The organism is uncultured Tateyamaria sp. (genome assembly GCF_947487805.1).
Classification (GTDB): domain Bacteria; phylum Pseudomonadota; class Alphaproteobacteria; order Rhodobacterales; family Rhodobacteraceae; genus Tateyamaria.
In genome coordinates, this window is sequence record NZ_CANKXW010000011.1 from 1 (window position 1) to 18,541 (window position 18,541).

Annotated in this window: 17 protein-coding genes; 9 read left to right on the plus strand and 8 right to left on the minus strand. The window is 63.5% G+C overall.

The features are described from left to right. Nucleotides 1-64: 64 nt before the first annotated feature. On the plus strand, nt 65-1,159 hold the full coding sequence (locus Q0949_RS19730; RefSeq protein ID WP_299376919.1) for an alpha-hydroxy acid oxidase: 1,095 nt from the start codon (nt 65-67) through the stop codon (nt 1,157-1,159). Nucleotides 1,160-1,233: 74 nt separating this feature from the next. Continuing rightward, nucleotides 1,234-2,220: an SDR family oxidoreductase gene (locus Q0949_RS19735; protein ID WP_299376540.1), complete on the plus strand. Its 987-nt coding sequence runs from the start codon at nt 1,234-1,236 to the stop codon at nt 2,218-2,220. On the opposite strand, the gene Q0949_RS19740 is transcribed toward Q0949_RS19735, so the two are convergent. Both Q0949_RS19740 and Q0949_RS19745 read right to left on the minus strand, forming a co-directional pair. Further along, a complete protein-coding gene (locus tag Q0949_RS19740) occupies nt 2,215-3,789 on the minus strand; it encodes an alpha-amylase family glycosyl hydrolase (RefSeq protein WP_299376543.1) in 1,575 nt (524 codons plus the stop codon). The two genes, Q0949_RS19735 and Q0949_RS19740, sit on opposite strands and share 6 nt — an antisense overlap. Continuing rightward, the gene (locus Q0949_RS19745) at nt 3,764-4,618 is read right to left on the minus strand and encodes a glucose 1-dehydrogenase (RefSeq protein WP_299376545.1); all 855 of its coding nucleotides are present in this window, start codon (nt 4,616-4,618) and stop codon (nt 3,764-3,766) included. Before Q0949_RS19745 ends, Q0949_RS19740 begins: the two co-directional genes overlap by 26 nt. Before the next feature lie 171 nt (nt 4,619-4,789). Between Q0949_RS19745 and otsB the strand changes: the two genes are divergently transcribed. From otsB to Q0949_RS19760, 3 genes are all read left to right on the plus strand, one after another. Beyond that, nucleotides 4,790-5,569, plus strand: a complete 780-nt coding sequence (gene otsB, locus Q0949_RS19750) for a trehalose-phosphatase (protein ID WP_299376548.1) — start codon at nt 4,790-4,792, stop codon at nt 5,567-5,569. Beyond that, a complete protein-coding gene (locus Q0949_RS19755) occupies nt 5,562-6,935 on the plus strand; it encodes a trehalose-6-phosphate synthase (protein ID WP_299376551.1) in 1,374 nt (457 codons plus the stop codon). The genes otsB and Q0949_RS19755 overlap by 8 nt, the downstream gene beginning before the upstream one ends. A gap of 80 nt (nt 6,936-7,015) precedes the next feature. Continuing rightward, complete coding sequence (locus Q0949_RS19760) at nt 7,016-7,771, plus strand: tellurite resistance TerB family protein (RefSeq protein ID WP_299376554.1); 756 nt, start codon at nt 7,016-7,018, stop codon at nt 7,769-7,771. A 32-nt stretch (nt 7,772-7,803) separates the two neighbouring features. On the opposite strand, the gene Q0949_RS19765 is transcribed toward Q0949_RS19760, so the two are convergent. The 3 genes from Q0949_RS19765 to Q0949_RS19775 are packed head-to-tail and all read right to left on the minus strand — an operon-like array spanning nt 7,804 to nt 10,745. Further along, a complete protein-coding gene (locus Q0949_RS19765; protein ID WP_299376557.1) occupies nt 7,804-8,625 on the minus strand; it encodes an alpha/beta hydrolase in 822 nt (273 codons plus the stop codon). Continuing rightward, nucleotides 8,625-9,407 carry an SDR family oxidoreductase gene (locus Q0949_RS19770; protein WP_299376560.1) on the minus strand — a complete coding sequence of 261 codons (783 nt, stop codon included), beginning with the start codon at nt 9,405-9,407 and terminating at the stop codon, nt 8,625-8,627. Before Q0949_RS19770 ends, Q0949_RS19765 begins: the two co-directional genes overlap by 1 nt. A 27-nt stretch (nt 9,408-9,434) precedes the next feature. Continuing rightward, entirely contained in the window at nt 9,435-10,745 is a 1,311-nt protein-coding gene (locus tag Q0949_RS19775; RefSeq protein WP_299376563.1) for an NAD(P)/FAD-dependent oxidoreductase, read from the minus strand. Nucleotides 10,746-10,883: 138 nt separating this feature from the next. Here Q0949_RS19775 and Q0949_RS19780 point away from each other — a divergent pair, with 138 nt between their 5' ends. Together Q0949_RS19780 and Q0949_RS19785 are read left to right on the plus strand one after the other, a co-directional pair. Continuing rightward, the gene (locus tag Q0949_RS19780) at nt 10,884-12,119 is read left to right on the plus strand and encodes a putative DNA modification/repair radical SAM protein (protein WP_299376566.1); all 1,236 of its coding nucleotides are present in this window, start codon (nt 10,884-10,886) and stop codon (nt 12,117-12,119) included. Between the two features lie 14 nt (nt 12,120-12,133). Further along, on the plus strand, nt 12,134-13,534 hold the full coding sequence (locus Q0949_RS19785) for a UdgX family uracil-DNA binding protein (protein WP_299376569.1): 1,401 nt from the start codon (nt 12,134-12,136) through the stop codon (nt 13,532-13,534). 78 nt (nt 13,535-13,612) lie between these two features. Here Q0949_RS19785 and Q0949_RS19790 read toward each other — a convergent pair whose 3' ends face one another. Both Q0949_RS19790 and Q0949_RS19795 read right to left on the minus strand, forming a co-directional pair. Further along, on the minus strand, nt 13,613-14,698 hold the full coding sequence (locus tag Q0949_RS19790) for a PRC-barrel domain-containing protein (protein ID WP_299376572.1): 1,086 nt from the start codon (nt 14,696-14,698) through the stop codon (nt 13,613-13,615). A 261-nt stretch (nt 14,699-14,959) separates the two neighbouring features. Next, nucleotides 14,960-15,904, minus strand: a complete 945-nt coding sequence (locus tag Q0949_RS19795) for a YihY/virulence factor BrkB family protein (protein WP_299376575.1) — start codon at nt 15,902-15,904, stop codon at nt 14,960-14,962. Nucleotides 15,905-16,116: 212 nt separating this feature from the next. On the opposite strand from Q0949_RS19795, the gene Q0949_RS19800 reads away from it, so the two are divergent. Beyond that, nucleotides 16,117-17,013, plus strand: coding sequence for a sugar phosphate nucleotidyltransferase (locus Q0949_RS19800; RefSeq protein ID WP_299376578.1), 897 nt, complete (start codon nt 16,117-16,119; stop codon nt 17,011-17,013). A gap of 12 nt (nt 17,014-17,025) precedes the next feature. On the opposite strand, the gene Q0949_RS19805 is transcribed toward Q0949_RS19800, so the two are convergent. Then, nucleotides 17,026-17,775: a Crp/Fnr family transcriptional regulator gene (locus Q0949_RS19805; RefSeq protein ID WP_299376581.1), complete on the minus strand. Its 750-nt coding sequence runs from the start codon at nt 17,773-17,775 to the stop codon at nt 17,026-17,028. Nucleotides 17,776-18,045: 270 nt separating this feature from the next. On the opposite strand from Q0949_RS19805, the gene Q0949_RS19810 reads away from it, so the two are divergent. After that, on the plus strand, nt 18,046-18,483 hold the full coding sequence (locus Q0949_RS19810) for a PA2169 family four-helix-bundle protein (protein WP_299376584.1): 438 nt from the start codon (nt 18,046-18,048) through the stop codon (nt 18,481-18,483). Nucleotides 18,484-18,541: the final 58 nt, after the last annotated feature.

Genomic DNA, 18,541 nt, shown 5'->3' on the forward strand with positions numbered 1-18,541 from the left:
TGCCCGTGATCACGATGGACCCCGTGGTGATCAAGCACAGGTTCATGAAGGCCGTCGCAAGCTGATGAAAAGGGCCGCGCGTATTCACTCCAGCGAGGACGCGCGGCGGCTTGCCAAAACCCGCCTGCCGTGGATGGTGTTTGATTACATCGACGGGGCCGCGGGACAGGAAGTGGGGGCGGCGCGTAACCGGGCCGCCCTGGATGATATCTGTCTGGAGCCGCGCATCCTGCGGGATGTGAGCCAGCGCAGTCTGGAAGTCCCCCTTTTCGGCAAGACGGCGACGCGTCCCTTTGGTATTGCGCCCATGGGCATGTGCAACCTGTCCGGTCCGGGGGCCGATCTGATGCTGGCGCGGCTGGCGGCGCGTGATGGCGTACCGGTGGGGGTGTCGACAGTGGCCTCGACCCCGTTGGAGAAGATGATTGACGTGGCGCGCGGCAATGCGTGGTTCCAGCTGTATTTCACGGGCGACAATACAGGATCCTTCAAGCTGGCCCGGCGCGCGCAGGATGCAGGATACGAGACGCTTGTCGTGACCGTGGATGTGCCGGAGGTCGGGCGCAGGCCGCGGGAATTGCGCCACGGCTTTACCATGCCGTTCCGTATCGGGCCGCGACAGTTCGTCGATTTTGCGCTGCACCCGCGCTGGTCGCTGACCTCGCTGGCAGCGGGGCGTCCTCAGATGGCCAATTTTCAGATGGACGGATTCGCCTTCGACCGGACAGAAAGCCGCGCCAAGGCCGATTGGGAGACGCTTGCCGCCTTGCGCGACCTGTGGCGCGGGCACCTGGTCGTCAAGGGTGTGACCCACACCGAAGATGCGGAGCGTCTTGTCTCTGCGGGCGTGGATGCGATCCAGGTGTCGAACCACGGTGCGCGCCAATTGGAAAGCGCGCCCGCACCGATTGATGCACTGGGGCGGATCCGGGCGGCGGTGGGGCCGGAGTACCCGCTGTTTTACGACAGCGGTCTGCGCAGCGGCGAGGACGTTTTGAAAGCCTTCAACCAGGGGGCCAATTTTGCCTTTTTCGGCCGCATCCTGCAATTTGCCATCGCGGCCGCCGGTGAGGAAGGGTTGCACCGGCTGTGGGACATCCTGACCGCGGAACTGTCGAGCGCAATGGCGCAAACCGGCCGCACCGGGCTGGGGCGCTGAGGGCGCGCCGAAACCTTGGAACAGCCTGCCGCGCCCGCGCGTTCCTCTGATGAAATCACAGAGAAGTGGATGCGATGGAACATCAAGGAAACGTGGCCGTGGTGGCCGGTGGTACGGCGGGTGTCGGTCTGGCGACGGTCGAGGCGTTGATCGGCGGAGGCTACCGGGTGGGCGTGCTTGCGCGCGGGGCCGAGCGACTGGCCGAGGTTGAAAACAGGTATGGCGAAGCCGTGCTGGCGCTGCAATGCGACGTGTCGGATGCCGATGCGGTGATGGAGGCGGCCCAAACAGTCAAAGGCGCATGGGGCCCGGTCGATGTGTGGGTCAATTGCGCGATGCTCACCGCGTTCTCGACGTTTGACGACCTGTCTCCGCAGGAGTTCCAGGCCATCACCGACACCACCTATCATGGGCAGGTGTGGGGCACACGCGCGGCCCTGTCCGTGATGGAGCGGGGCAATATCGTCAACATTGGCTCTGGCCTGTCCTATCGGTCCGTCCCGTTGCAAAGCGCCTATTGCGGCGCGAAACATGCGATCAACGGGTTCACCGGCGCGGTGCGGTCCGAGTTGATCGCCGCCGGCCGCCCGATCGAGGTGTCGTTGATCCAGTTGCCTGCGATCAACACGCCGCAATTCGACTGGGCGCGCAGCCGTCTGGATCACCGCCCAATGCCCGCGCCACCCATCTACAACCCAGAGGTTGCGGCCACGGCCGTGATGAAGGCGATCCGGACAAACGCGCGCGAGCTTTACGTCGGCACGTCCGTCCTGCAACTGATTGCGGGCCAATTCGTGGCGCCGAATTTCCTCGATCATCAGATGGCCAGCAGCGGTGTGGACGCGCAGGAAAGCGAGACGCCGCAGGACGGATTTCGCGCTGGCAATCTGGACGCACCTGCAGCTTACCCCGCTGATGCACGGGGCAGCTTTGACGGGCGTGCCGCGTCCACTGGCCTGATCGTCGATGCGGACCGGTTGCGCACAGGTGTCGCCGCGGTGGCGATGGCCGGGGCGGCGACACTGGGTGTCATGCTGGCGCGGCGCCTGCGCCGGTCATAGCCGCCAGAACGCGGCGGACCGGGGCGGCAAGACCGTGTCGGTGCCGCCCTGTGCAGAGGTGAGATCCGGGACCGTGTCGGATCCGGTTTTCACGTCCTCATGGCCAAAATTGAAGACAACACGGGCCGTCTGGTGGCGGATGGTCAGAACATCGCCATCGCGCTGCCATTCGGCATCGGGTAGCGACGCCAGATCCAGTTCGCGCCGCAGGGCAAAGACCTGCCGGGCGAAGGAGAGCACGCTGCCGCCGTCACTGTCTTGCGTCTCCACGTCGATCCCGTCCGCCCACCGCATCGGCAACCACGGCGTGCCGGTGGTAAATCCGTTGGCCTGCGCTCGCGACCACGGCAGGGGCACGCGTGCCCCTTCGCGGCCGGGACCATCGGGCCAGAAGGCCAAATCGTAGGGATCGGTCGTATCATCCCTGCTTAGTTCAGGCTGGGGCAGGCCCAGTTCCTGCCCTTGATAGACCAGCGCCGGGCCCGGCATCAGGGCGAGGAACATCAACTGCAAGCGTGCTTCGGGATCGTCCGGGCGCTTGGGCTGGCGGGCGCGGTCATGGCTGCCGGTCCACCAGGCCAGCCGCATGGCCGCGGCCCGCCGCGCAATCAGGTCGGCGGCGACCTGCGCGGAAAAGCCGAATTGCGCCAAATCGACGACATAGCCGGCGTTCAGGCGATCCCCGTCGGTGAAATCATTACACACCTCGACCGATTGGTTGCCGGTGCCGACCTCGCCCAGCAGATAGGCGGTCTCGCCCGCCCAGGCGCGAAGGTTATCGCAATAGGCGGCACCATCGCCGGGCAGAAAGTCGTGTTTGTGGTCCTGCCGGACGTAAGGCAGGAACGGCTCGCCATCCATCTTGTCCCGCACCTCGGGAGAGGCGGGTGGGTTGTCGCGAAATTCCGGATCGCACAGATAGGATGTGACCGCATCCAGACGGAAACCGTCCACGCCATTATCGGTCCAGAAGGCAAAGATGCGCTGTACTTCGGCCTGCACGTTCGGGCAGCGCAGGTTCAGCGCCGGTTGCGCGGACATGTAATTGTGCAGGTAGTATTGCTGGCGACGATGATCCCACGACCAGGACAGGTCTCCGAACCGGCCGATCCAGTTGGTGGGTGGCGCGCCATCCTCCTTGGCGTCACGCCAGACATAGTGATCGACGTAACCCGGGTCGCGCTGCGCGGATTTGTCGAACCACGGGTGCTGATCCGACGTGTGGTTGAGCACGAGGTCAATCATAACCTTCAGGCCACGATCATGCAGCGCTTCGGTCAGGGCGCTCCAGTCTTTCATGGTGCCCAGGGCGGGATGGATCGCGCAGTAATCGGTAACGTCATAGCCCCCATCGACCCAAGGTGACGGCATGAAGGGGCAGATCCAGACTGCGTCGACGCCGAGGTCGTGAAGATAGTCCGCCCGGCGCAGGATGCCGGGCAGATCACCGATACCGTCGCCGTCGCTGTCCTGAAAGGAGCGGGGGTAAAGCTCGTAAATAAGCGGGGCAAGGGGCCAGCCCGTGCCGGCCCCCGCGCGGGATTTATGCGCCAACGACCATACCGCCATTGGGGTGCAGACATTGACCGGTGTAGTAATTGGCGTCGTCGCTGGCCAGGAACAGGAACGCGGTCGCGACTTCCCAAGGTTGACCGGCGCGGCCCATCGGTGTCTGCGATCCAAAATCCTCGACCTGTTCGGCGGGCATGGTGCCGGGAATGAACGGCGTCCAGATCGGGCCGGGGGCCACGGAATTGACGCGGATGCCCTTGTCCGCGAGGTTGGCGGCAAGGCTGCGGGTAAAGGCGAGCGATGCACCGCGCGTTGTGGAATAGGTGATCAGTGACCCCATCCCCGCAAAGGCGTTGACCGACGAGGTGTTGATGATCGCAGCACCTTTTTTCAGATGCGGCAGCGCGGCCTGCGTGCAGAAGAAATAGCTCATCACGTTGCTGTCGAACATCTGACGCAGCTTGTCTTCGTCCAGCTCGGTCAGATCGCTGTCGATCCATTGCTGGGCTGCGTTGTTGATCACGATGTCGAGCTTGCCGAAATGTTTGACCGTCTGTTCAATGGCGTCCGTTGCATGGGATTTCGACCCCAGGTCGCCCTCGATCAACAGCGCCTCGCCACCTTCGTCCTCGACCAGCTTTTTCGTCTGCTCGGCATCCTTGCTTTCGGACAAATAAGCGATGGCCACCTTGGCGCCTTCGCGCGCAAACAGGACCGCGACGGCGCGGCCGATGCCGCTGTCGCCGCCGGAGATGAACGCCACCTTGTCCGTCAGCTTGCCCGCGCCGGGATGGCGGGGGGCATAGTCGGGTGCGGGGTCCATCTCATGCTCGTGGGCGGGCATGCTGTCCTGGGATTGCGGGGGGATTTTCACATGTTCGTTCATTGTGGGCTCCGTTCTGGCTGCGCGCGGGATGTCCGGCGTTGCGGGGACAACCCCGCCGCCGCGCTGATGGTTCCAAGGCCCGTCCGAGAATTCTTGGCCGATCCGTGCAACCGAAACGCGATACGTGGCGTTGGTCTTTCGAGTGATGCTGCAAGTGCGAAGGGAACCCCGATGTACTACGAGATGATCGGCTTTACTGCCGGAGAAAGAGCCGTTTTGCCCAAACCGCGATTTGAACCCAAAGACAACGTGGCCCTGTTTCTTGATTTCGACGGAAGCCTTGTTGATCTCGCGGCCGCACCTGACGCGATTGATGCGCGGGGCGTGTCTGAGCTGGTCGGCGCCCTGCACGGCGTTCTTGATGGCAGGCTGGCCATTGTTACCGGGCGGTCTGTCAGTGACCTTTTGGGTCATGTTCCGGACCTGCCATGCCTGGTCTATGGCACCCACGGCGCCGAACTGCATGCAGAGGGTGAAACGATCGATCTGGTGCCCGTCCCGGAGGCGCTGGACGCGATGTGCGAGGCCGCTGCGAAGTTCCGCCAACTGCATCCGGGCCTGCGGCTGGAACGCAAGCGGCATGGATTTGTCCTGCACTACAGGCAAGCACCGGAGCTGGCCGCCGCGGTGACCGGATTTCTCGAGGCACTGGTGGATGTCGCGCCCGAGATGGTGTTGCAGCACTCCAAGATGGCGGTGGAGGTGAAAGCCGCCGGCGTCTGCAAGGGCGCGGCCGTGCGCGATGCGATGGACCGGTTTGGCTGGACCGACCGCGTGCCGGTGATGGTGGGCGATGATGTCACGGATGAGGCTGGTATGGAGGCGGCGCAGACCTTGGGTGGATATGGCGTCAAGGTGGGGGAGGGTGAGACCACGGCCCGGTTCCGCTGCGACGATCCGCAGGACCTCAAGATGCAGCTGCGCCGGCTGGTGGAGCGTGCACATGGGTGAGCGGCTGGTCGTTGTCTCAAACCGTGTCGCGGGCGACCGACCGCCTGCGGGCGGGCTGGTCTTTGCCCTGCATGACTGTCTGACACAGATGGGCGGCATCTGGGTCGGCAGCGGTGCCGATCTGGTCGAAGCACCTGCGCCCGCCCTGCGCCATGCACCGGCAGACGGATACGACCGCTATTTGCTGGACCTGACCGAGGACGAACAGGCGCAGTTCTACCTCGGCTATTCCAATTCCGTCCTCTGGCCGCTGTGCCATGGCCGGACCGACCTGATGCAGATCAAACGCGGGCAATATGCGGGATACCGCGCCGTGAATGCGCGGATGGCCGACCAGATGCTGGACGTGCTGGACCCCGATGACCTGATCTGGATCCATGACTATCATTTCCTGCCGCTGGCAGAAGAATTGCGCCGACGCGGTGTGACCAACCGCATCGGGTTTTTCCTGCACATTCCTTTCCCCGCAGGTCACGATATCGGGGCGCTGTCGCAAAGTGACGCGCTGATGGAATGGCTGGGCGCCTATGACCTGATCGGGCTGCAATCGGAGCGGGACGTGGCGCAGTTCATCGGCACCTCGCGCCAGCATCCGGGGACGGAGATCCTCATGGACGGACGGGTGCGTATGGGAAATCGTCTGGTGGCGGTGCGGGCCTGTCCGATCGGAATCGACGTCGCGGCTTTCCAGGGCGAAATCGGCACAGGTGAGGCCGTGACCCTGAGCAAGGGCGAAAAGTTGATCGTGGGGGTGGACCGGCTGGATTATTCCAAGGGCCTGCCGCAGCGGTTTGACGCGATGGAGCACTTTCTTGACACGCGTACAGACGCTGACCCTACGGCGACATTCCTGCAAGTGGCCCCGATCAGCCGGGGCGAGGTTGCGGCCTATCAGGATATTCGGCAGACGCTGGAGCAAAAGGCGGGGGCGATCAACGGCGCACACGGCACGCCGAACTGGATGCCGATCCGCTATATCTCGCAATCCATGGATCGGGCTGAATTGGCGGGCGTCTTTCGCCAAAGTGCCGTCGGTCTCGTCACGCCGCTGATTGACGGGATGAACCTCGTGGCCAAGGAATACGTCGCTGCACAGGATCCGGACGATCCCGGCGTGCTGGTGCTGTCACGGCTGGCGGGCGCGGCAGAGCAGATGACGGACGCGTTACAGGTCAATCCCTATGATCCGACCGATATGGGCGAGGCGATCCGCACTGCGCTGGCCATGCCGCTGGACGAGCGCAAGGCCCGCCACGCCCGCCTTCTGACCGGTGCCGTGCATGAAGACATCCATTGGTGGACCAGAACCTATCTGGATCAGTTGCGCCAAGTGCGCGCGGTGCCGGTTTTTCCGCTATCTGCCTGAGTTCACGCGCCCGTCTACGGAACATCGCGCTGGGCCTGCGCGTTTCCTTTCCAAGGATTTTAATCATTGGAGGATACAGGATGTCACTGAAACGCATGGTCACGAAACTCGCGCTTGCCTTTGCGGCCAAGAAGGGGATGGAAGCGTTCAAAACTGTCGGCGGTATCGATGGTGTCAAGCAGATGCTATCGGGCAATCGGCCTGTCGGGTCCGCTGCTGCGATGGGGCAAAGGGGTGAAACCCACGGCCATGGCCGTGTGGGCGGCGTCCGCACATCGGATGCCGGCGGTCTGGGGAGCCTGCTTGATGGTCTGGGTTACGGCGGCGCATCAGACGGGCGCGAGGCCGGAGTGACCGGTCAGATGGCATCGGGCACACCATCGCTGGGTGGGCTCCTTGGCGGCCTTGCCGCTGCGATCGGCGGGCAGCCAAAGGCGCCGCAGACGCGCCACGCGATGGAGGATCATCTGGCCGACGACAACATCAAGACCGACCGGGACGCCAAATCCGTCCTGCGCGCCATGGTCCATATGGCCCGTGCTGACGGTGGCGTTCAAGATGACGAATATGCAGCTCTGATGGAGATTCTCGACGACGCGTCCGACGAAGAGCGTGAGGTCCTGCGCCAGTCGATGCAGGAACCGGTCGACGCGCAAAGTGTTGCCGCAGAGACGCCGATCCACGCCCGCAAGGAGGTCTATTCCGCGGCGCTGCTGGTCGGTGAGCCGGACAAGCCCGCGGAAAAGACGTTTCTACGCAATCTCGCGGCGCATCTGGGTCTGGATGATACCGATGTGCGGCACCTGCATATGGCGATGGGCAAGCCCGTCATCTGACGGCAACCCGTACATCGCACACGCACCGTCCCCTAGCAGGGGCGGTGCGTTTTCATATGTGCGGCAATGTCGGTCAGGGTTTGGCGTGCAGGGGCCAGGGCCTTTGGCCACAGGGTCCACATGTGAAACAGATCGTCGTGCCAGATCGCGGTGATGTCGGCCCCTTGGTCACGCGCTGCATCTTCCAGCAGCTGCGCGTCGCCCGCCAGCACTTCGGCCCGCGAGGCGGTCAGATAGGTTGGCGGCAGGCGGCCGAGATCGCCGCACAGGGGCGACACATGTGGGTCACTTGCGGCCCTGTCGCCAAACGCGGCCTTGGCAAGATCCCGGTCGGTCTCGTCGTCGTTCATGAGATCCCGCGCACTGTTGGCCTTGCGCGTCGTGCTGCGCCCGGTCCGGTCCGTGTTGGGCGAGATCAGCGCCAGCGATGCAGGCGCGGCCTGGGTCTGCGTGGCCAGAACAAGCGCCAGATGCCCGCCCGCGCTGTCGCCGATCAGCGGGGTGGTCAGGCCCACATCTTGCAGGACCGCGACCGCATCGTACAACGGCGCGGGCCAGGCATGTTCTGGCGCGCGGCGGTAGTCGGGCACGATGATGCAGGCATCCGCCCGTTCGGCAAGAAACGCGGCACAATTGGCGTGGCTGGTGCTGTCGCCAAACATATAACCGCCGCCATGCAACCACAGGGCCACGGGACCGTCGCCAAAGGCGGTGCAAGCCACGCCGCCCAATTCCAGCGCGACGCCCGCCGGGCCGGGGCCAGCGAGCGTGCGAAAGGCCGCCCGACGCGCGGCTGGCGTGCCCGTGATCGGTGTGGCCCTGATATGCGCCTCGACTTGCGCGCGGGTCCGCATCAGATGTTGATCGATCCGACCGCGCCGCCGTCAACACGCCAATTGGCCCCGGTGACAAAGGACGCGTGTTCGGAACACAGCATGGCGATGACGGGCGCCACTTCCTCGACCTTGCCGCGACGGCCCAGCACGAGATAGGGCCGTTCTTCCTCGAGGAAGCTTTCGATTGCCTCGTCAAAGGAACAGTCGCGCTCTTTGGCCCGCTCTTCCATCATGCCATCGGTCATCGGGCTTTCGATAAAGGCCGGGGCGATGGCGTTCACCATCATGCCGCTGCCCGAATGCTGCATGGCGACAGATTTGGCAAAGCTGAGCAGGGCGGATTTCGACGCGTTGTAGACGGTTTCGTCCGGATAGGGTTGGGCCACATTTTCCGACGCCACAAAGACGACGCGCCCCCATTTGCGGTTGATCATTGCGGGGCACAGGTGGCGGGCCATGCGCACGCCGGACAGGAAGTCGATGTTGAGCGCATGATCCCAGTCGTCTTCGGACATGTCCAGCGGGTCGCCCTTGGCCCCGGTCACCCCGGCGGCGTGCACCCAGATGTCAAAGCCTGTGCCGACTGCATCAAACAGCGCTTTGACGCCGCTTTGCGTCGACAGGTCGGCGACCTCGTATTTGACACCCAGCGTTTCGGCGGCCTCCTTCAGTGCGTCCTCGTCCACGTCGGTCAGGGTGATGTCCACGCCCTCGTCGCGCAACAGCTTGGCAGTCTCCATGCCAAAGCCGCCGGAGCCACCGGTGATGAGTGCGGATTTACCGCTGATCTTGAGATCCATGTCATTGTCCTTTCAGTAATGTGCGCGTCAGGTGCCGGTGAATTCCTCGGCAAAGGAGGGATGTACCGGGATGACGCGATCGAGGTCGTGGGCCTGCGCGCCCGCCTTGCGCAGGGAAGCAAGCAGCGCGATGAGGTCTTCGGCGTGGTCGGCGACGATTTCGGCCCCGGTGAGGGTGCCGGAGCGGTCGAACCCGACGCGGTAGAGCTGCGGTTCGGGGCCGCTGGCGTCCGTCAGAATATTGTTTGAAAGCGGGCGGAACGTGCCCGCACGCGGGGTGTTCCCGGTATCGCCGACAAAGGCGGCGGGAGGATAGACAAAGGTGGTCGTGGCCACATCATCCAGATCCAGCAGTGCTCCGCCTTGTCCATGCAGGATATGGGCCAGTTGCGTGCCATCCGCCGTGGCAACGGGCGTCAGCGGCATTCGGTCGGCCACATCGCCCAAGGCATGGACACCGGGCACATTCGTCGCAAGGCGTGCGTCCACCTTGATCGCGCCGTTGTCCGCCAAGGCCAGCCGGTCCGAAAGCGGCCCCAGATTGTCGGTATTGGGTGTGCGACCCACCGCAGCGCAAACGGCCTCCGCCACGCCTTTCGTGCCGTTGGTCAGGGTATATCCCAGCTGGTCGCCTTGCGCGTTTGCGGCGGACAGACCCGCATTGAGCGTGATCGCGATACCGCTATGGCGCAGCCCGGTCTGGACATGATCGGCGAGGGTCGCGGGAAAGGTATCGAGCACCCTGTCGCCGTCATGGATCAGCATGACATCCACGCCCAGTGCGCGGAATATTGCGGCAAACTCGCAACCGATATACCCGCCGCCCACAATCGCGATGGATGCGGGCAGGGTTGTCCAGGACAGGACATCGCGGCTGTCGACCAGATGCTCCGCCCCATCGATGTCCAGCGTAGCGGGACGTGCCCCGGTTGCGATGATCACCTGCGCGGCGGTGTACTCGGACCCAGCCACCGACACTGTGGTGCCATCGACCTGTGCGGTGCCGCGCAGCAGGGTGACGCCATCGTCTGCAAGACTGTCTTCGAACCCGTCGCGCAGGCCGGCGATGTGGTCGTCCCTGCGGCGCGCCAGTGTCTCGAAGGACAGGTGGGGCGCATCCGCAACCCGAACACTGTGGGCGGCTGCAATGGATCGGTTGAGATCACCTGCGGACCACAGGATTTTTTTTGGCACACAGCCGCGATTGACACAGGTGCCGCCCAGATCTTCCTTTTCAATCAGCAGGATACGCGCCCCGAGCGCTGCTGCTTGCCGGGCAAAGGCAAGTCCACCGGACCCGCCGCCGATAACGATGCTGTCGAAATGAGTGTCGGACATGGCGGCTGGCCCCTTGCTGCGTCACAGGGCAAACCCGCGACATCAGGTTATGTTCCGCACTGCTGAAGCAACAAAAGTTAATGCAACAGATGCCAGTTCGGGATTGTGGTCGGCGATGCGAGAACATAATGTGAACATATGGGTATTCGCACCGTTCAGGAAAAGCTCGCCATTCTCAGTGATGCGGCAAAATATGACGCCTCTTGCGCGTCCTCGGCCACGACCAAGCGGAACGCTCTGGGCGGCAAGGGGCTGGGGTCAACCGAAAGCGGCGGCATCTGCCATGCCTATGCGCCTGACGGGCGGTGCATCAGCCTGCTCAAGATCCTGATGACGAATTTCTGCATATACGATTGCAGCTATTGCGTGAACCGGGTGTCGTCGAACGTGGACCGCGCGCGTTTCTCGGTCGACGAAGTCGTTTCGCTGACCATCGAGTTCTATCGCCGAAACTATATCGAGGGGCTGTTTCTGTCCTCGGGCATCATCCGCTCGCCCGATGACACCATGCTGGACATGGTGCGGATCGTGCGCAAGCTGCGCCACGAGGAACGGTTTCAGGGATACATCCATCTCAAGACGATCCCCGATGCAGCGCCCGAATTGATCGAAGAGGCGGGGCGGCTGGCGGACCGTCTGTCGATTAATGTCGAACTGCCGACGGACCGTGCCGTGGCCACCTATGCGCCCGAGAAGAAGCCCGGCCAGATCCGCGAAGTCATGGGCCGGATCCGCGCGCGCAAGCAGGCCGGGCAGGACCGGTCGCACACCGGAAAACGGCCGCCGAAATTCGCGCCCGCCGGGCAGTCGACGCAGATGATCATCGGGGCGGACGGGTCCAACGATGCCACCGTGCTGGGACAATCCACCCGGCTCTATTCCAGCTACAGGCTCAAGCGCGTCTATTACTCGGCCTTTTCGCCCATTCCGGATGCGTCGTCGAAACTGCCCCTGATCCGGCCCCCGTTACAGCGCGAACACCGGCTGTACCAGGCCGACTGGCTGTTGCGGTTCTACGGGTTCGAGCTGGACGAGATCACGGGCGTAACACCGGATGGGAACCTCGATCTCGACATAGACCCGAAACTGGCCTGGGCATTGGAACATCGCGGGCTGTTTCCGCTGGATGTGAACCGCGCCAGCAAGGAGTTGCTGCTGCGCGTGCCGGGCTTTGGGGTCAAGACGGTGCAACGTATCCTCAGCACGCGGGGCAACCGGACGCTGCGCTACGAGGACCTGACGCGTATGGGCGCGTCGTTGAAGAAGGCACGGGCGTTCATCACTGCGGTGGGCTGGACACCCGGCGCCCTGACTGACAGCGCGGGCCTGCGCGCCCGCTTTGCGCCGCCGCCGGAACAGTTGAGCCTGTTGTGAGACACGCGGCGCAGATGCCGCGGATCGGAACGGCACAGGCCTGGCGCGACGCTGCGCGCGGGCTGCTGGCACAAGGGGTGCCGCCGCAGGATGTGGACTGGACCGTCGAAGGCGCGCCGCAAGGTTTATTTGGCGGAGCACCCGTTGCAACGCAGGCGGTGCCCGTCAACGTCCCGCGCAGTTTTCTGGCCCTTGCGCAGTCCGTCGTTTGGCATAGCGACCCGCAACGGTTTGCCCATCTCTATGCCGTCTTGTGGCGCCTGCGCGACGCCCCACGGCTCATGCAGGACCGTGCCGACCCGGAGGTGGCGCGGCTGCGGCGTATGGAAAAGGCGGTGCACCGGTGCCAGCACAAGATGAAGGCCTTTGTCCGCTTTCGCGAAGTACCGGCGCTGAACCCGGCCCGGCGCAATTTCATGGCGTGGTTCGAGCCCACGCATCATACGATCGAACCCACCGCTGAATTCTTTCGCAAACGCTATGCCGATATGGATTGGTCCATCGTGTCGCCGGACATCACGGCGCGCTGTATGGACGGTCAGGTCACGTTCCTGCGAGATGTGCCGCGCCCGGATCTGCCCGAGGATGCGCACGAAGACCTGTGGATGACCTACTATAGCAACATCTTCAACCCGGCGCGTCTGAAGGTGAATGCGATGACGTCGGAAATGCCCCGGAAATACTGGAAGAACCTGCCCGAGGCGGCGGTCATCCCGGACCTGATCGCGCAGGCAGAGGCGCGCGCGAACGCGATGGCGCAGGCCACGCCAACCTTGCCTCCCGTGCGGGTCGAAGCCGCACAGCGCCAGCAACAGGCCTTTGCCTCGCGCTGGGCGTCAACCGGGGCCATGCTCGAACAGGATCTGCGCGGCTGCGCCCGCTGCGCCATCGGGTGTGCTGCGACGCAGGTGGTGCCGGGCGAGGGGCCGGTGGACAGCCCGGTGATGATCGTGGGCGAACAGCCGGGCGATCAGGAGGATCTGGAGGGGCGGCCTTTTGTCGGCCCGGCGGGGCAGGTGTTCGACAGGGCGGCGACCGAGGCGGGGCTGGACCGCGCCGCCTGCTACATCACCAACGCCGTCAAACACTTCAAATACAGGACAGAGCGGAAGCGGCGCATTCACGAGCGGCCCGACCGCAGCGAGATCGAGGCCTGCCGCTGGTGGCTGAACGCAGAGATTGAACGGTCGCGGCCCGCGCTGATCGTGGCGATGGGGGCGGTCGCAGCGCAGGCGTTGACCGGGTCGGGCAAGGACCTGCTGCGGCGCTGCGGCACGATCGAGGAAACGCGCGGCACGCCGGTTCTGATCACTGTGCATCCGTCCTTTGTACTGCGCTGCGGGGACGTGGCCGCGCAGCAGGACGCGCGGCGCATGCTGACGCGGGATCTGCGGCGGGCGGCCCGGTATCTATGACCGATGGCCACCGCCGGGGCGTGCACGAAAAAGGGGGCGCCGCAAGCGCCCCCTCTGCATCGCTGTTGATGCACTGGGTCAGTCGAGGCCGACCGCTTCGGCCAGACGCATGTTCTCGCCCATGATCTCGACCTCGGCTTCGTTGAATTCCGGCATGTTCTCCAGACGCTCCTCGGTATAGCCGGGCACGATCACTTCGTTGCGCGCCATGACCAGTTGGGTCAGCGGGATGGCGACTTCGTTTTCGCCCATGCCAAGGAAACCGCCGACGCCGATGATTGCGACCAGCTTGTCACCGCGCTTGCCGATAAAGTCGATCTCGCCCACGTCCTCACCGGACTCCGTGGCCACGCTGCGCCCGATCAGCTCGTCGCGGTCCATGTTGAAGATGGGCAGGTCTGCAACCGTTTCCTGATAGCGTGCGCGGTCCGCGTCCGGCATGTTGCCTTTTTCGTCCATGTTGAAGTCCTCAAGCACAACGCGCGCCTGCCGCTGGTCGATCTCGATTTGCGCTGCCTCCGCCGCGGTCACATTGACCTGTGCATCGGTCTCGGCTTCCAGAACTTCGACATTGGCCGTCTGCGACTGTTCGACATTTACAACCGGGTCCGCTTGCTCGAGGGTGACGTTGGCCTCTTGGGTTCTTTCCATGTTGATCACCGGCTCGGCATTCTCGACGGTCACGCGCGGCTCTGCTTCTTCGATGGTGATGCGGGGTTCGGGGCGGACGAAACGCACGACCGGTTCGGGCTGTTCGAGATCAATGACCGGCTCGCCTGTGGCCACGTCCACTTCGGGCTGCGGCACCTGAATGGTGACGATCGGCTCGGGGATGCGGACGGTGACTTGCGGTTGCGCCTGTTCGATGGTGATGATCGGTGCCTGCTGTTGCACGGTCACGGTCGGTTCCGGCACGGACACGGTGATCTCGGGCTGGGGTTGTTCCACGGTGACGACAGGCGCGGCTTGCGTCACGTTCACTTCGGGTTCGGGGATAGTGACGTCGACGGTCGCGTCCTGCTGTTCGACCACAACCTGTCCGCCCAACACGTCCGCCTGAATGTCATTGGCCGTACCGGCCTGCTGTGCTGTTGCGGCACCGGCGACCAGAAGGGACGCGACCGACACGCCGGAAAGGAGGGAGTAGGGGTTCGATTTCATCATGTTCTTGATCCTCATTGAAGTTGGGGGTGCCAGCGTCGCAGGCCGCGATGTTTGGCGTTCCATGTTCAATCAAGCCTTTGAAAGCATTGAAGTTCCGGGCGGTTTGCTTAACAAAAATCAAGTGGAACAAACCAAGGGCAAAGGGGTTTGTCCCGATGGGTCACAGGCACCCGCCGCCACTGCCGGTCACAAAAAGGGCGGCACCACCCCGCTGGGGGCAGGCCGCCTTTGCATTGGTGTGTTTTTTGTCAGGGCGGGCGCTCAGACGCGGGCGGCACCCAGTTCATCCGCCTTTTCAGCGTCGCGGTGACCCATGGGCAAATCGCGCCCCTGGGTGGTGTCCCGGCGCGTCTGCGCCTCCATCTCTGCATTCAGTTCGGCACCGATCAGGATGACAAAGACCGACATCCACAGCCAGGTCAGCAGGATGACGACACCTGCCAGCGCGCCAAAGCTTTCGTTGTAGCTGCCGAACGAGCTGACATAGAAGGCAAAGCCCGCGGACGCGATCAACCACAGGGCGCATCCGACAATGCCGCCTGCCGACACCCACGACCATTCAGCGCCGTCGCGGCTTGGCCCATATCGGTACAGCACCGCCAGACCGCCAATGGTGAAGGCCGCAAGCACGACAAAGGACACGCCCACGATCAGTGGTTCGGCCAAGGCACCGAGGGGCAGGAACGACACAACCGCAGGGATCACGGCCACCACCGCCATCGCAAGCAGAAGTCCGACCATGATCAGCAAGGTCAGCCCGAAGGTGACGAGCTTGAGCTTGATGAAACCCCGTTCCTCCGTTTCGTCATAGGCCACGTTGAGCCCGTCAATGAGGCTGCCCACCCCCTTGGACGCGGAATAGAGCGCGAGCAGGACGGAAATCAGGGCCGTCACCCCAAGCCCGCCCTCGGAGGATCCGGTCACGGCGGTGGCCTGGCCCACAATGATGTCGATGATGTCCTCGGGCACCAGGCCCGCAAGCGCGCCGATTTGATCCGTCACATCCGATGGGTCGAGAAACAGGCCCGACAGCGCCATCAGCGCCGCGATGGCGGGAAACAAGGCGAGGAATCCGTAGAATGCGACACCGGCGGCAATCAGGCTGACCCGGTCTTCGGCGACCTCGTCCTTGACGCGCCACAGGATATCTTTCCATCCCTTGGCCGGGATTTGCGTGGGAACGTCTGCGTTGCGGCCTCTGGACATCTGGCGCCTCCGGTTTTTGCCATCCTAAAAATGCAACGTTCGGCGGTGCGGCATGGTTCCGTTGGCCCACGCCATTCTGCGTTGCAGACGACTGGCACCTTTGCCGCACTGCGGCAACTTGTGCCGGAACCAAATCGTGTGACAGCCGGTTCCCTTTGCGACAGGCGCGTGCCCACCCCGCCTGGTATTCCTAGAGCAGAAAGGATCACCTGATGGATATTTCGACCGTTGTGCTGCCCGTGGCGGGTCAGGGAACCCGGCTGTTGCCGTTGACCAAGGCAACGCCAAAGGAACTGATGCCGGTGTTCGACCGGCCTGTTCTGCAACTTGCGGTCGACGAAGCCATCGATGCAGGCGCGCGACGTTTGGTCGTCATCACCCATGAGAGCAAACCCGCCATTCAAGAATTTCTGACCGAAAGCCCGAGCCTCGTGCGGGATCTGCGATCCAAGGGCAAGGATGATTTGGCCGAAGTGCTCGACGCCTCCACGGCGGACCGCTGGTGCGAGGTCATCTTTGTTGAACAGCCCGAACCGCTGGGGCTCGGCCATGCGGTTGGTCTGGCGCGCGACTATATCGACGAGGCCGCGTTTGGCGTGATCCTGCCCGATGACTGCATACTGGGCGACGGTTGCCTGACCGAAATGGCAAGCGCCTACCGGGGTGGTCACATGATCGCGGCCATGGACGTCGCGGACAAGGATGTGAGCAAATACGGCATCTTTCGCCCAGTAGCGGGCGACACCGGCCCGTCGATCCGCTCTGCCGGGCTGGTCGAGAAACCCGACCTTGCCGATGCGCCCTCGAACCTGGCCGCAGTTGGCCGCTATATCCTGTCGCGCACAATCTTCGAACGGCTGGCCGATCAGGACCCCGGGGCGGGCAATGAAATCCAGCTGACCGATGCGATCGACCGGGACCTGCAAGACCAACCACTCTATGCGTTCCGGTTCAGCGGGACACGGTTCGACTGCGGCACCAAGGACGGGTTGCTGGCCGCCGGTCAGGCGCGCCAGGCGGCTTTGCAGGACATTCAGCCCGCCCGCCAGCACGCAGGACCAAATGGCATGTTGTCCGGCATTATCAAGGATTTCCAGGTCGGCGCGTAACGCGCCCGCCTCTTACAATTCAGCGTCGGAGTTGGGAAGGTAGAGATAGGCGGGGTCGAAATCGCCCCGCCTGTGCAGGCGCGCCCGGTCCATGATCGTCAGCTGACCGCTGGCAATGGCGCAGCACCCGTCCTCGCGCAGGTCCCTTAGAACCCGGTTCACATGCACGGGCGTCAGTCCGGTGGCATCGGCGATGTCGGTCTGCGTGATTCCGATCGTATATGTGTCCTGCTGCTGGCCGAGTGCGGCAGCAAGCCGCGCGTCGATCTCGGAAAAGAAATTCGCAACACGGGCAAATCCACGCATGGAACTGTTCCGCATCGCCCAGTGACGGTGAATGGACGCATCCACCAGCGTCAGCGACCACAACATCCGCGAAAGTTCGATATCGCCATCGAGTAGCTGTTTGAGGGCCGCATGCTGGATGACCGCCACCGTCGCCGCAGTGACGGCCACGACATCGTGGTCCAGCTGTTTCAGCGGAAAAGCGTGCAGATCAACGAAATCGCCCTTGAATTGCAAGGCCACGAATGTGCTGTGCTGCATGTTGGCCCTCGGGATGCTGCGCGCCACCACGCCGTCCAGCAACAACAGGCTGTGATCTAGGGTCGCACCACGCCTGCTGATTACGGTGTTGGCCGCATATGTGTGGCGCTCTGCAAAAAGGGGGCCAAGCGCATTCCAATGGTGCGGAGACACGTGTTCAATCATTCCCTTGCGTTTCAGATCGGATGGCGCGGGATGGCCGGCGTCGGGCGTCATCTGTCAGTACCTCTTGAACCTGAACCGGGACTGGTCCGGTGACATGGCAGGAACGGCTGAACCGGGTCGGTGGTTCCGCGCGGCCCGCGCGGTCTCAGCTGACCATGGCAGCAGACAATCCATCGCCCGACTGCGCCAGATAGACGGGCGGGGCCGAAAAACACAATCTTATCAAATGTTAAGCGGCCCACTTTTTCGACCGTTCCGATGAACAATGGCGCCGGTCCCGGCGTTGATCCGACAGTGTTGAAACTGTGAAAGGATACGAACATGAAGACCGAAACCGACGCGCTCAAGGATCTCTACACAACCCTAATTGACAGCCGCGAAGGCTATGCCGAAGCCGCCGAGGCTGTCGACAGCAATCACCTGCAATCGATGTTCACCGATCTTTCCAACCGTCGCGCACAGGACGCCGTCGAGCTGCGCAGCTTTCTTGCCGGAACAGGAGTCGAGATTGACGACGACGGGTCGCTGCTTGGCACTGCCCACCGCAGCTTTGTCGATCTCAAGGAACGCGTGATGGGTGACGACGCGTCCGTGGTCGAAGAGGTTCTGCGCGGTGAACAGCACCTGCTCGACGCCTATGATCGCGCCATCGAGCCGATGACGGCCAACAGCGAGGCCTACAACTTTGCGACCAAGCACTACCGTGCGCTGTCCGACCGCCTGGATGCGCTGAAAGCGGAAAAGCGCAAGGCGGCCTGATACGTCGCGGAGTTGCGGCAGGGCGTCCCGAAGTGGGGCGCCCTTTTTCGTTGTACAC

Excerpts from the sequence above, each read along its gene's own strand:
- Q0949_RS19730 (WP_299376919.1), top strand. The coding sequence starts at position 65 with ATGAAAAGGGCCGCGCGTATTCACTCCAGCGAGGACGCGCGGCGGCTT.
- Q0949_RS19735 (WP_299376540.1), top strand. The coding sequence starts at position 1,234 with ATGGAACATCAAGGAAACGTGGCCGTGGTGGCCGGTGGTACGGCGGGT.
- Q0949_RS19740 (WP_299376543.1), bottom strand. The coding sequence starts at position 3,789 with ATGGCGGTATGGTCGTTGGCGCATAAATCCCGCGCGGGGGCCGGCACG.
- Q0949_RS19745 (WP_299376545.1), bottom strand. The coding sequence starts at position 4,618 with ATGAACGAACATGTGAAAATCCCCCCGCAATCCCAGGACAGCATGCCC.
- otsB (WP_299376548.1), top strand. The coding sequence starts at position 4,790 with ATGTACTACGAGATGATCGGCTTTACTGCCGGAGAAAGAGCCGTTTTG.
- Q0949_RS19755 (WP_299376551.1), top strand. The coding sequence starts at position 5,562 with ATGGGTGAGCGGCTGGTCGTTGTCTCAAACCGTGTCGCGGGCGACCGA.
- Q0949_RS19760 (WP_299376554.1), top strand. The coding sequence starts at position 7,016 with ATGTCACTGAAACGCATGGTCACGAAACTCGCGCTTGCCTTTGCGGCC.
- Q0949_RS19765 (WP_299376557.1), bottom strand. The coding sequence starts at position 8,625 with ATGCGGACCCGCGCGCAAGTCGAGGCGCATATCAGGGCCACACCGATC.
- Q0949_RS19770 (WP_299376560.1), bottom strand. The coding sequence starts at position 9,407 with ATGGATCTCAAGATCAGCGGTAAATCCGCACTCATCACCGGTGGCTCC.
- Q0949_RS19775 (WP_299376563.1), bottom strand. The coding sequence starts at position 10,745 with ATGTCCGACACTCATTTCGACAGCATCGTTATCGGCGGCGGGTCCGGT.
- Q0949_RS19780 (WP_299376566.1), top strand. The coding sequence starts at position 10,884 with ATGGGTATTCGCACCGTTCAGGAAAAGCTCGCCATTCTCAGTGATGCG.
- Q0949_RS19785 (WP_299376569.1), top strand. The coding sequence starts at position 12,134 with ATGCCGCGGATCGGAACGGCACAGGCCTGGCGCGACGCTGCGCGCGGG.
- Q0949_RS19790 (WP_299376572.1), bottom strand. The coding sequence starts at position 14,698 with ATGATGAAATCGAACCCCTACTCCCTCCTTTCCGGCGTGTCGGTCGCG.
- Q0949_RS19795 (WP_299376575.1), bottom strand. The coding sequence starts at position 15,904 with ATGTCCAGAGGCCGCAACGCAGACGTTCCCACGCAAATCCCGGCCAAG.
- Q0949_RS19800 (WP_299376578.1), top strand. The coding sequence starts at position 16,117 with ATGGATATTTCGACCGTTGTGCTGCCCGTGGCGGGTCAGGGAACCCGG.
- Q0949_RS19805 (WP_299376581.1), bottom strand. The coding sequence starts at position 17,775 with ATGACGCCCGACGCCGGCCATCCCGCGCCATCCGATCTGAAACGCAAG.
- Q0949_RS19810 (WP_299376584.1), top strand. The coding sequence starts at position 18,046 with ATGAAGACCGAAACCGACGCGCTCAAGGATCTCTACACAACCCTAATT.